The sequence below is a fragment of the Streptomyces sp. HSW2009 genome (assembly GCF_040240285.1).
Lineage (GTDB): Bacteria > Actinomycetota > Actinomycetes > Streptomycetales > Streptomycetaceae > Streptomyces.
The window spans coordinates 1-12520 of sequence record NZ_JBEHZD010000196.1 but is presented as its reverse complement, the minus strand read 5'-3'; the positions used below and the strand labels follow the sequence as shown (position 1 = coordinate 12520).

Genomic DNA, 12520 nt, shown 5'->3' with positions numbered 1-12520 from the left:
TTTTTTATTATTCGGCGACCACCGATTATTACACAAGGATTATCGGCGGCAGCGTAATATGTTTTTTAGAGACAGGGGTCGGGGCCGGTCCGCAGCTCCCGCCCGTCGACCGGGTCAAGGGTGGGTGCCGGGTCGCCCTCGATGCCGTCCGTGGCGTCCTGCCCGGCACCGGCCAGCGAGACCGGGGCCAGGTCAGGGCCGTCCTCGAAGCCGTCGGACTCGGCGATGGCGGCCAGCCGGGCGGCGGTGTCCATGAAGGTGGCGTCGATGCGGTGCACCGCCCGGTACAGCGGCAGGGCCGCCGCGCTGCGCCCGATGCCCTCGTGCGCGCGGGCCAGCCAGTAGCGCAACTCCTTGCGCTGCGGCTGCTCGCTGCGGCACCGCATCAGCGCGGCGGACAGCAGCGGCTCCGCCTGCCCGTACATCTCAAGGCGCACCCGGGCCATGCCGCCGAACAGCCCGGCCTCGATGCCGAGCAGCGGGTCCTGGAGCAGCGGTTCGGTGTGCCGTACGAGCTGGTCCCAGTCCTTGACCAGATAGGCCCGGCAGGCGTGCAGGAAGCGGGCCTGCGGATCGGCCTCGACCGGCGGGCAGCCGGCGAGCGCCCGGTCGAGCTCGGGCACGTGGCGGCCGTCGAGCCAGTGCGAGGCGTGCGCGAGCAGCAGGTCACGGCCGCTCTCCAGGACCGGCTGTACCCACCAGCCGAGCCAGTACCAGGAATTGAGTGAGCGTCGGTGCCGGCTGCGCTGCTCGCCGAACCGGTCGCGGTGCCGGTACATGCGCAGCAGCGCGGTCGCGGTGTCGGCGCGCAGCGCGTGGAGGCCGAGCCAGCCGTCGGCCATGCCCGGATCGAGCTCGACCGCGGTCCGGAATTCCTCCTCGGCCTGCGGATACGCGCCCATCGTGTAGGCGTCGACGCCGCGCAGCCAGGCGAGATCGGCCGGGGCCTGCGAGCCCTGGATGCCGAAATCCATCACATCCCCCACAAACCGAGCCCCCGTGGTGTGGCGCCGGGCGGGTGCCCGGTCGCCGCCTTGCCGAACCGCCATGCCATGACCGGGGATTGGCCAGTGTGCAAGTGCGTCCGCCCGTCGGCTGCACTGTTGGGCATCGTACCTGCGAAGACGGTGCTGGCCGAAGGGTGCGCACGGCTGTTCGTCAGGGAAGGGCGTGATCCGGTCGGTGCCCCGGGCCGTTCCGGAACCGCATGGATCGATTCCGGAAGTGGTCACCCAGGGTGAGCGTGGAGTGTCACAAAGCGCGCAAATCGCGGGGCGGAGGAAAGAACGAAGCCCCCGATCACGGGGGAACAATCGGGGGCTTCGCGTAGTAGGGCGACCCGTACGAGTCGCACATTGAGAACGTAAGACCTGTATGGCCCCCAGGTCAAGCGGAGTTGGAGCACTTGTCCGACCGGGTCGTGGCGTGGGAGCTGACCGGGGCGGTGTCGTTCACGCAGAGTGATGCTGATGGTGGCTCATGCGGTCGCTCCAGGCCCCGGCAGTACCACGTACCCCGCGGGCCCCACATCCTGCTGGCGGACCAGGGCGTCGGCGTACGGGCGCGAGGGGTCGGCGGCGAAATGTGTCTGCTCCGCGGGTACCCAACCGGCCCAGAATTCGGACATCTCGGGACCGTCCCGCCGTTGCCCCCGGCCCCAGGAGTCGCGCGCGTCCCGTTCCATCCACAACAGGCACGCCAGGAACGGCCGCACGGCCCGCCGCCCCGCCCCCACGCCTTCGACCAGCACCACCGGGGCCACCGGCAGGACGCGCCGGGTGGCGAAGCGGCGGGCGTGCCAGTCGTAGACCTCGTACGAGGCGTCGGTGCCGTGTGCCAGCGGCCCGAGCACCTGCTCGTGCAGCCGCGCTGACCAGTCGAAGAGCGCGGCGTGGCTGGCCAGGTCGTCGGTGTGCAGCACGGGCGCGTCGCCGAGCGCGGCGGCCAGCCGGTCCGCGAAGGTCGACTTGCCCGACCCCGCGTGGCCGTCCACGGCGACCAGCCGGACCGGGCCGCAGGACGGGGGCAGGGCGTGCAGGCGCGCCGCGCGCGCGGCGCGCCCGGGGTCGGTGCGGTGGTTCACCGGCTCACCCTACGGGCGGGCGCACGGCAGGCGGTCCGGCGCGCTGCGGGGCGCGACGCGTACCGAACGCGCCGTCGGTCGCGTCACTGGCCCTGGGCGAGGCGAAGCGGTCATAGTGGGGCCATCTGTCGTGCACCTGACGTCGCATCGGATGACTGGGGGTTTCCCACCATGAGCAGACGCACCCCACGGCGTACCCTCCTCACCGCAGCGCTCGGCGTCACCGCCGGCCTGGCCGCGGTCTCACCGGCCCGCGGCGCGGACCGCCAGCGGGGCACCGCGGCAACGGCCGTGACCGGCGGTTCGACCATCTCGAACCGCTCGTGGTCGAGCGGCCTCGACTGGCGCACCGGCGCGGCCCGCGGCGTACGGGTCCGCGACGGGCTGCGCCCCGGCATCGCCCTCGCCGAACCCGCCGGCACCACCGACTACACCGACCCGCACACCGGCACCACCGCCCGCTGGGAGTACGCCACCTGGACCAGCCCGGTGCACACCCTGCCCACGCCGGCCAACGAGGTCATCGCCTCCTGGAACGCGCACGCCCCGGAGGGCACCTGGCTCCAGATCGAACTGCGCGTCGGGTACACCGACGGCACCGTCAGCCCCTGGTACGTGATGGGCCGCTGGGCGGCGGGTGACACGGACATCCGGCGCACCTCCGTCGACGGGCAGGGCGACACGAAGACCAGCGTCTCCACCGACACGCTGGCCGTGGACGCGGAACCGGCCGCCGCGGGGCTGCGGATCGCCGCCTACCGGCTGCGCCTCACCCTGCACCGCCGCCCCGGCACCTCGCTGTCGCCCCTGGTGTGGCGGGTGGGCGCGATGGGCTCCAACGTCCCCGACCGGTTCACCGTGCCCGCCTCCGAGCCCGGCATCGCCACCGGCCGCGAGCTGACCGTGCCGCGCTACTCGCAGGAGATCCACAAGGGCCAGTACCCGGAGTACGACAACGGCGGCGAGGCGTGGTGCAGCCCCACCTCCTCGCAGATGATCATCGAGTACTGGGGCCGCAAGCCCAGCAGCAAGGACCTCGCCTGGGTCAACCCTGCCTACGCCGACCCCCAGGTCTGCCACGCCGCCCGGTACACCTTCGACTACCAGTACCAGGGCTGCGGCAACTGGCCCTTCAACGCCGCCTACGCCGCCACCTACCGGGACCTGGCCGGCGTCGTCACCCGACTGGACTCCCTCACCGACGCCGAGACGCTGATCGCCGCCGGCATCCCGCTGATCACCTCGCAGTCCTTCCTGCCGACCGAACTGACCGGAGCCGGCTACGGCACGGCCGGCCACCTCATGACCGTCACCGGCTTCACGGCCGACGGCGACGTGGTCGCGGGCGACCCGGCGAGCGCGAGTGACGCGGCGGTGCGGCGCGGCTACCGGCGCCGGGGGTTCGAGAACATCTGGCTGCGCACCAAGCGCTACAACGCCTCAGGCAAGGTCGTCGGCGGCACCGGCGGCGTCTGCTACCTGTACTTCCCGGCCCGGCCGACCTTCCGGCAGCTCTGGGCGCTGCGGGCGGTGGGGGTTCCGTGCTGAGGGGTGGGGCTCGGGGCACGGGCGCCACGATGGCGTGACGGGTGGCGCCCGCTTGACGTCGACTGGCCCGGACCGGTGAAATCCGTCGGCGCGCGCTCAAGCCGGGGCGCGCAGCCATCGATGTTCCGGGCAAAGCCCACGAGAACCAGAGGCAGCGCCGCCCGGCCTGTTTCCACCCTTCGCTCGGCCGGGCGGCAGCGCGGCAGAGCCTCGCCTCCCACCGCGTCCGGTGTGTTCGACTTCGGCACTCGCCCCGCGCAACGCAGCACGCTGCACCCGGCCCAGGCCGTGAAGACCGGGGCCGGCGGGACGAACGGCTGCGCCGTGTCGCTGCAATGGCTGCCTGTCTGGAGTGACTGAGCGCCCTCGTCGGACGCTGCCTCATCTCGCGGTCAAGCACACTTCACCCGCAGACAAGGAGCAGTCATGGCCGAGGTCACTCCGTACCAGTCGCACCGCGAGGCCCTGGAGGTCGCCATGTGGCAGGCGCCCGCTCCCAGGCCGGACGAGGCGGCCAGGGCAGCGATTGCGCTGGTCGACTCCGACGGCAACGACCAGGCGGTCGGCAACAAGGTGGTGGGGGACGGAAGTTCGCTCCCCGACCTGGGGCCCCTGTCGAACTTCGGCTCGTGGGAGACGGTGGCCGTCACCATCCTGCACAAGGCCGCGACGATCAGCGACTTCAACCCGGAGAGCGAGGTCTACGACCCGGTTGCGTGGAACAACTATCTCCAGAAGTTCTCCACGCTGCCGTTCTTCCTGTCGTACACGAGCGATACCCGCAACGCCTCCATCTCCTTGCTCTCCCTGGAAAAGGGCGTGAGCGCGGTGTCGGACCTGCTCCAGAACATCGTGACCGAGCAGAACCGCACCGACATCGTGGAGACGATCAAGAAGGTCGCCCAGTTGGCGGTCGAGTCCGATGGGCAGCCGCAGAAGCAGAGCAATGTGCAGGTCGGGTTGGTTTCGCGGCATGCCGGCCAGCTCTATGTGGGGGTCGTCCGGACCACGGTGGAGATGCAGTACAAGTCGGGCAAGGGGTACGAGCCGCTGAGCCAGACCCTCGACATCGGCCGCGGCTACGGCGTGCTCGACTTCGAAAAGTGCAAGCGCAGTACCAGCAAGTTGCTCGAATGGGACCACCGAAGCGTGGACGAGTGGGAGAGGGGGACGGGCAGCGCCCAGAAGCCGCCCAACCAAAGCCCTGCCTGGGACCACTGAGCCGGTTCCGGTCCGCACCGCTCCGCCATTGCAGTCCCTCCCCGAACCCGTCTCTGGCGGCGTTCGCCCGTACGGCACCGGCGGGACGTCGGCTGGTCCGTAACGGTGAAAAGCGCCGCAGCGCGCTAAAGCTGGAGCGCGAACCCTTCGATGCTCCGGGCAAGGGTCATGAGATCAGAGGCGGCGCTCGCCAGCTTGGTCAATCGGGGCTGTGCGGCATTGCGGCAGGGCCCTGCCCTTCGTTGCGGCTGCGGCGTGCTCGACTTCGACCAGTGCTCGCGCAAGGCAGCACGCTGCTTGAGCGGGACCGAGGCACGAACGCCCGGGTCAGCGGTAGTAGCAGTACGAATAGCTTGTTCGTGTCGCCCCCATGGCTGCCCTTCCTGGAGCGGCTGCGCTTCCTCGCCACATGTCACCCCCATCTCGCGGTACAACACCTCACCCCGCAAAAGAATCCGCGAAAGAACCCGCAAAGACTCCGAAACAAAGGAAACAGTCATGACCGAGCTCGGCGAAGCCCAAAAGCACCAGGAGGCGCTGGAGGTCGCGCTGTGGGAGGCGCCTTCTCCCCGGCCGGAGGCATCCGCAAGGTACGAGGTCGCGGCGGTCGACGCCGACGGAAACGACCAGGCGGTGGGCAACAAGGCGGTCGGGGACGGCAGTTTGCTGCCCGATCTGGGGCCCCTGTCGTCATTCGGCACGTGGGAGTCGGTAGCCGCCACCATCATGCACAAGACCGCGACCATCAGCGACTTCAACCCGGAGAGCGAGGTGTTCGACGCGGTCTCCTGGAACAACTACCTCCACAAGTTCTCCACGATGCCGTTCTTCCTGTCCTACACGTCCGACAATCGCGAGACGAACATTTCCTCGCTCTCGCTGGAAAAGGGCGTCAACGCGGTGGAAGACCTGCTCAAGAACATCCTGGCGCCGACGGCATGGGAAGGCGTTCTGACCTCCATCAAGAAGATCGGCCAACTGGCGATGGAGAGCGAGGGAAAGACGCAGAAGCAGAGCAACCAACAGACCGGCGTCCTCTCGCGCCGCAGTAGCCAGCTCTATCTCGGAGTCGCCCGGACGGCGGTGGCCATGCAGTACAAGTCGGGCAAGGGGTACGAGCAGCTAGAGCAGTCCATCGTGGTCCGCCGCGGCTATGGCGTACTCGACTTCGACAAGTGCAAGCGCAGCGCCAGCAAGCTCCTTGAGTGGGACGGCAAGAACGTGGACGAATGGGAGAAGGGGACGGGCAGCTCGCATAAGCAGCCCAACCAAAGCCCAGCCTGGGGCAAGTAGGCCGGCGAAAGCCCCACCTGGGGTGCGCAGGCCAGTCCACGACCCTTTCGCGATATCCAGCGGACCCTCGGGGCAGGAATCATGTCCAAGAGACCCATGTTCTCCGAGAAAGCACCGCCGTTCTCCGGGAATGCGCAGCCTCCGCAGCGGGTGCCGGCATCGACCTTCACCCAGGTCCTCGTCGACAACCTCGGTCAGGCGGAGGGGGGTTACACCTTCCTCCGCGAGGACGGGCGCGAGCAGTTCGTGAGCTGGTCGGAGCTGTCGCGGGAGGCCCTGCGCCGGGGGCGCCGGCTGCTCCAGGGCGGCTGGCGCAAAGGGGAGCGCATCGCCCTCGTCATCCCCGATGAGCAGGAGTTCGTGTTCACCTTCCTGGGCGCCGTCGCCGTGGGCGTCGTCCCGGTTCCCCTCTATCCGCCCACGGGCTTCGGCGCGTTCGAGGCTTACTGCGAGGGCGCCGCCGCCATTCTCCGTACGGCGGGGGCCGGCGGGCTCGTACTGCCCCGGAGTCTGGTGGACCGGCTGGACCCGCTCTTCCGGGCGGTCGATGGCCTACCGGCCGTCGTCGCGGAGGAACTCTTCACCGAGCCCGAGCCCGAGCCCCTGGTGGGTCGTACGCCCCGCCCCGAGGTGATCCTCCCGGACGACGTGATGTTCGTGCAGTTCACCTCGGGGAGTACCGCGGCCCCCAAGGGAGTGCAGGTCACCCATGCCAACGTGCTCGCCAACTGCGCCGCCATCATCAGTGCCCTGCGCCTCGAACGGGGCCGGGACCGCGGCGTGAGCTGGTTGCCTATGTACCACGACATGGGGCTGATCGGCTTCGTGCTGGCACCGCTGATCGTGCGCTGCCCGGTGAGCTTCCTCCCGACGCTGCGCTTCGCGTTCGCCCCGGGACGCTGGCTGGAAGCGGTGAGCCGGCACCGCGCCACCGTGACCTTCGCACCCAACTTCGCCCTCTCGTTGGCCGTCGAGCACACCCCGCCGGGCGAGCTTCAGCGACTGGACCTGTCCTGCCTGCGGGTCGTCGGCTGCGGCGCCGAGCCCAACCACCCCGAGACGCTGCGCTCCTTCGCGGCGCACTTCGCGGCGGCGGGGCTGCGGCCGGGGACGGTGGTGCCGTGTTACGGCATGGCGGAGGCGACGCTTGCCATGTCGTTCTGCGAGATCGGAGTGCCGCTCGCCCCGGACGTCATCCAGCAGGAGCCGTACCACGCCAGCGGCCTCGCGCTGCCAGTGCCGGCAGCAGGGCCGGCCCAGGCAGTGGCGACCGCCGGCGGGCAGATCGCCTTCGTGCCCTGCGGACGCCCCATCGCAGGACACCGCCTCCTCATCGTGGACGACGAGGGGAATCCGCTCCCCGAGCGGCACATCGGTGAAGTGGTCTTCCACGGGCCGAGCGTGGCGGCGGGCTACCAGGGGAACGCGGAGGCGACCCGCCGGAGCTTCACGGCGCATGGCCTGCGCACGGGGGACTGCGGATACCTGGCGGACGGCACCCTCTACGTGACGGGTCGCAAGAAGGACCTGCTGATCGTCAACGGGCGCAACCACGATCCCCAGTCGGTGGAGTGGGCCGCGGTCGAGGCGGCCGGCCTGCGGCAGGGCAGCGCCGTGGCCTTCACCCGACCAGGACCGGCCACCGAAGAGGTGGTGGTCGTCGCCGAACTCCGCGGCGGGGACGCCACCGCGGTCGCCCGGCAGATCCGCCGCCACATCCAGACGGAACTGTCCCTGCCCGTCGGGGAAGTCCTCCTGGTGAAACCCGGTGAGCTGCCCAAGACCTCCAGCGGCAAGGTCAAGCGGAGCGCCGCCCGGCAGCGGTACCTCCAGGGACGGTGGCGTGCCCTCCCGAGCGAGCTGAAGACCCATCCGTACCCCCTCGACGAGGAACAGCCATGAGCACCCGTACGAACCACCCCCAGCTACCCCCGCACGAGCGAGCGCGGTTGTACGCCCTGATCCACGAGAAGCTGGACCTCGGCGACGAGGATTGGCCCGATGAGGTCAACAGCACCACCGTGGTGCGGGAGTTGCCCGGGGTCGACTCCCTCAAGCTGCTCCGCCTGCTGGGCGCGATCGAGTTGGACTTCCGGGTCAACCTGGGCTTCGAGGCCATCCCCCAGGTGCAGACCGTGCAGGACGTCGAGCGGTTGATCTGCGCCTCACGCGCGTCGCGCGATGCGGCCCGCGGTGCGCACACCCTGAGTACCGGAGGGTGACCGTGAGCGCGCTGACCCAAGACCAGGCGCGGTACGAGGCGTTGCAGATCGCCATCTGGGCGGCGGGCCCACGGACGCTCTCGTGGGAGGTGCTGGAGAAGCTCGGGTTGCTGGGCGACGACAGCGACCACGAAGCGGGCGTGGGCAACGCCTACGGCGGGGACACCAGGGGGCTGCCCAGCCTGGGACCGCTGGAGCCCTTCGGCTCGTGGCAGTCCGTGGCCGCCACCATCCTGCGCAAGGCCGAGCACTCCGCCGGCTTCGACCAGTCGTCCACGGTCTTCGATCCCGTCCAGTGGGTCACCTTCCGGGATCAGTTCGAGACGATGCCGTTCCTCACCGGCATCACTGACGACAGCTACACCGCCGCCATCTCCGCACTCTCCCTGCGGCCGGCCATCTCGGCGGTGACCGAGCTGATCGGCGGTCTGGTGACGTCGGACACGCTCACCGCCGTCATCAACTCCATCAAGAAGATCGGCCAGTTGGCGGTCGAGAACGAGAGGCGGGAGCAGAAGAACAGCAATGTGCAGCAGGGGGTCCTGACCGTGGTGCGCGGCGAGCTGCGCCTGGGGCTGCTCAGGACCACGGTGCAGATGGTGTACCGGTCGGGCAAGGGATACGAGCAGCTCAACCAGAAGATCACCGTCAACCGCCTGTTCGGGAGCCTCGACTACGACAAGTGCATCCGGAACGCCGGGACGCTGCTGGAGTGGGACAGGCGGGACGTGGACGAGTGGGTGAACGGCGCCTGTAGCTTCCCGTTCCCCCGCAACACCAGTCCTGCCTGGGACAACTGAAGGGACGGCGGGGCGCGGCGCGGGCCGGCTTCGGTGGGTCCGCGCTGGCGCGGCGCTGGGGGAGCGGGTGGCGGGGGACGGGGCGGTGGTGGTGCGGGGCTGGGCGCCGGGTGGCGCCGGGCCGTGGGCCGCGGCGTTCGTGGGGGGAGCGGGCGCGGCGCACCAGAGCGCGGTGGGCGGGGAAGTGGCGGGAAAGCGCCAAAAGGGGAACGCCCGTACGACGAAAAGTGGCCGCACATGGAAACTCCTCGGCCACGGCGCTGCATTGGGACGCCACGTGCGTACCTGTGAGCCTCCTCTACCTCATCAGGCCCACATCACACGCGCACTAGGCGACGGAGCCACCCTGAGCACGGCAGAATTCCCCCTGGCCCGCGGCCAGATGCGGATCGTAGATTTCCGTTTGCGTCTTCCCTTCGAACGAGCGATCAGTAGTGTCTGCTCAGCAACGGCGCGCGGAGCCGGATCACATTCCCCGGGAGAGGCTGGAGATTACCGATGGAGTGGGCCGTAGTGAGGCGCGAGGCGTGACCGCGGGGCCGAGCGGAAGACAGGACGGCGATCCCTACGGCCTGGGGCCGGGTAGCGAAGAGGACCGGCTCCGGCGCTTCGCCACGATCTGGAGCCGGGCCGTCCGCCCGGCCACGGCAACGCCCATGGCGGAGCGCGAGTTCGAGGAGTACCTGGTGCCGCTCGCGCGCAGGCTCTCGCACGCGCTGCGCACCATGCCGCTGGACACCCGGCCCGCCTACGAGGTGGGGCAGGCGCTCGTCGCGGCCCGGTGTTACGACGCGGGCGCGCTGCCCCTGACGCTCGGTGTGCTCGATGCGTACCTGGTGCTCTACTGTCCGCCCGACCGCCCGATGCCGGCCGAGGAGAGCCGGGCCCGCTGTGCCAGGCTCCAGCACGCGGTGGCCGCCGGCTTCGCGCACGCGCTCAGCGAACGGGCCAAGGGCGAGCAGGAGTCGGCCTCCCGCGAGGCGCTGGCCGCCCGGGCCGCCGCCGAACAGGCCCTGCACGCCAGCGAGGCCCGCTTCCAGGCGGTCTTCGACGGCGCGGTGATCGGCGTCGGCGTGGCAGACCTGGAGGGTCAGGTGCTGCTCGTGAACGACGCGGTGGCCCGGATGTTCGGCCGCCCCGGCGACCACCTGCTGGGCGAGAACGTGGCGGACTGGGCGCACCCCGAGGACGTCCCGACGGCCATGGAGGTCTACCAGGAGCTGATCACCGGTCAGCGCGAGCACTTCCGGATGGAGAAGCCGTACTACCGCGGCGACGGCAGCGTGCTGTGGACCAACCTGACGGTCACCCTGCTGCGGGACGAATCCGGGGCCCCGCAGTACCAGTTGGCGCTGATGGAGGACATCACCGAACAGCGCAGGCTGCGCGATCGACTGCGGTACGAGGCCACGCACGACGAGTTGACCGGGCTGCCCAACCGCACGCTCTTCTTCGAGCGCCTGGACGAGGCGGTGGCGGCCACCGCCCCGGCCACCGCCCCGGCCACCGCCGCGGCGGCTCCCACGGCCACCTCCGCCCCCGTGGTTGCCTCCGCACCCGAAGTCCCGTCCGCGTCCACGGCGCCCGTCCCCCCCGCCCTGTTCGAGGTGGAGCCGATACCTGAGCCGCCTGCTGGCGCCGTTCCCGTACCGTCCGCACCACCCGCTGTCGAGATACCCGCCGGCGGAACACCCCCCGGCGGGAGCGGAACACCTCCGGGCGGGACACCCACCCCCGTTCCCGCGACCGAAATCCGCGCCCAGGCCCCCACCCCCACTCCCGCGCCCGGTGCCTCCGGCCCGGCCTCCCACTCGGCAGCCGGCTCCGCCCCCGCCACCGGTCGGCCGGCCCCGAGCATCGCCGATTCCGGCAGGTTCGGCATGTGCTACGTGGACCTGGACGGCTTCCGCGCCGTCAACGACAGCCTCGGTCACGCCGTCGGCGACCACCTGCTGATCGCCGTGGCCGAGCGCCTCCAGACGTGCCTGACCCAGCCGTCGCAGATCGTGGCCCGCCCCGGCGGCGACGAGTTCTTCGCCCTGACCGTCGGCCCGACCGCGCCCAGGGACGCCGTCGACCTCGCCGAACGGATGCTCCAGGCGCTCGCCGAGCCGGTCCGGATCAAGGGCCGTGATCTGCTGGTACGTGCCAGCATCGGGGTCGCGAGCGGGGCGCGCGGCGAGACCACCAGGGCCGCCGTGCTGCGCAGCGTGGACATCGCCATGTACCGGGCGAAGGCGGCGGGCGGCAACCGGTACGAGGTGGCCGACGCGGCCTCCGACGCCCGGGTCATCGCCCGGCACAGCCTCACCAACGGGCTGCCGGCGGCGCTGGAGAACGGCGAGTTCTTCATCGAGTACCAGCCGCTGGTGCGCCTTGAGGACGGTACGGTGCGCGGCGCCGAGGCCCTGGTGCGCTGGCTGCACCCGGTGCACGGGGTGCTCGGGCCCGACCAGTTCATCGCGCTGGCCGAGAACACCGGGCTGATCGTGCCGCTCGGGCGCTGGGTGCTGGCCGAGGCCGCCCGCCAGGCCAGGGCCTGGCGCGACGCAGGCTGCGGCGCCGAGCCGTTACGCGTCAACGTCAACCTCTCGCCCTGCCAACTCCGCTACCCGGACCTGGTCGCCGACACCGTCGCCGTACTGGAGAACGCGGGGCTCGAACCGGCGGCCCTGTGCCTCGAAGTGACCGAGAACGACCTGATCGGCGCGGACGAGGAGGCGCTGCGCCCGCTGCGGCAACTTGCCGAGATGGGCGTGGACATCGCCCTGGACGACTTCGGCACCGGCTACTCCAACCTCGCCTACCTGCGCCGGCTGCCGGTCAGCACGCTCAAGCTGGACCGGTCGTTCACGCTCGGCATGCAGAGCGATCCGGCCGACCCGGTGGACATGAAGATCGTGGAGGGCATCGTGTCGCTGGCGCACACGCTCAACCTCGCGGTCACCGTCGAGGGCGTGGAGACCGGTTCCCAGGCGGAACACCTGCGCATGCTCGGCTGTGACACGGCCCAGGGTTGGTACTACGCCCGCCCCGGCCCGCCCGACCGCCTCCACCAACTGGCCCTGACGGACGCCGCGGGCGGCTGACTCCACAGGGCGGACCCGCCCGAAGTCCCCGCCGGCCCTGCTCGCCCGCCGCCCTGCCCGCCGGCCCCGCTCATCCGGGTCGCCCGCAGCCGGGGCGGTCCGCGCGGGGCGCGGGCGGGGCCGGGCCGCTGCCGGGCGGCGGGGGGGGCCCCCCCGGCCCCCCCCCCCCCCGGGGGGGGCGCCCGCCCCGGCCGCGTCCTTCGGCCCCTGCGCCGGACGCGACTCGGGCAGCTTGATGAAGACCAGTACGGCGCAGACCAGCGT

General features: G+C 70.8%; 8 protein-coding genes and 1 pseudogene. 7 read left to right on the top strand and 2 right to left on the bottom strand.

Annotated elements, in window-relative coordinates; all coding sequences use genetic code 11:
• Positions 1–74 precede the first annotated feature (74 nt).
• Together AAHZ94_RS16535 and AAHZ94_RS16530 are read right to left on the bottom strand one after the other, a co-directional pair.
• Positions 75–974 (bottom strand): annotated as a pseudogene (locus AAHZ94_RS16535) (tetratricopeptide repeat protein); the annotation flags it as partial.
• Positions 975–1477: 503 nt separating this feature from the next.
• Entirely contained in the window at positions 1478–2083 is a 606-nt protein-coding gene (locus AAHZ94_RS16530) for a uridine kinase family protein (protein ID WP_349993652.1), read from the bottom strand.
• Positions 2084–2254: 171 nt separating this feature from the next.
• On the opposite strand from AAHZ94_RS16530, the gene AAHZ94_RS16525 reads away from it, so the two are divergent.
• The 7 genes from AAHZ94_RS16525 (at position 2255) to AAHZ94_RS16495 (ending at position 12256) form a co-directional block, all read left to right on the top strand.
• Positions 2255–3631 carry a C39 family peptidase gene (locus AAHZ94_RS16525; RefSeq protein ID WP_349993651.1) on the top strand — a complete coding sequence of 459 codons (1377 nt, stop codon included), beginning with the start codon at positions 2255–2257 and terminating at the stop codon, positions 3629–3631.
• A gap of 426 nt (positions 3632–4057) precedes the next feature.
• Complete coding sequence (locus AAHZ94_RS16520; RefSeq protein WP_349993650.1) at positions 4058–4852, top strand: hypothetical protein; 795 nt, start codon at positions 4058–4060, stop codon at positions 4850–4852.
• 498 nt (positions 4853–5350) lie between these two features.
• Entirely contained in the window at positions 5351–6145 is a 795-nt protein-coding gene (locus AAHZ94_RS16515) for a hypothetical protein (RefSeq protein WP_349993649.1), read from the top strand.
• A gap of 81 nt (positions 6146–6226) precedes the next feature.
• Positions 6227–8047, top strand: a complete 1821-nt coding sequence (locus AAHZ94_RS16510) for a fatty acyl-AMP ligase (RefSeq protein WP_349993648.1) — start codon at positions 6227–6229, stop codon at positions 8045–8047.
• A complete protein-coding gene (locus AAHZ94_RS16505; RefSeq protein WP_349993647.1) occupies positions 8044–8367 on the top strand; it encodes an acyl carrier protein in 324 nt (107 codons plus the stop codon). The genes AAHZ94_RS16510 and AAHZ94_RS16505 overlap by 4 nt, the downstream gene beginning before the upstream one ends.
• A 2-nt stretch (positions 8368–8369) precedes the next feature.
• The gene (locus AAHZ94_RS16500) at positions 8370–9167 is read left to right on the top strand and encodes a hypothetical protein (RefSeq protein ID WP_349993646.1); all 798 of its coding nucleotides are present in this window, start codon (positions 8370–8372) and stop codon (positions 9165–9167) included.
• Between the two features lie 527 nt (positions 9168–9694).
• On the top strand, positions 9695–12256 hold the full coding sequence (locus AAHZ94_RS16495) for a putative bifunctional diguanylate cyclase/phosphodiesterase (RefSeq protein ID WP_502964693.1): 2562 nt from the start codon (positions 9695–9697) through the stop codon (positions 12254–12256).
• Positions 12257–12520: the final 264 nt, after the last annotated feature.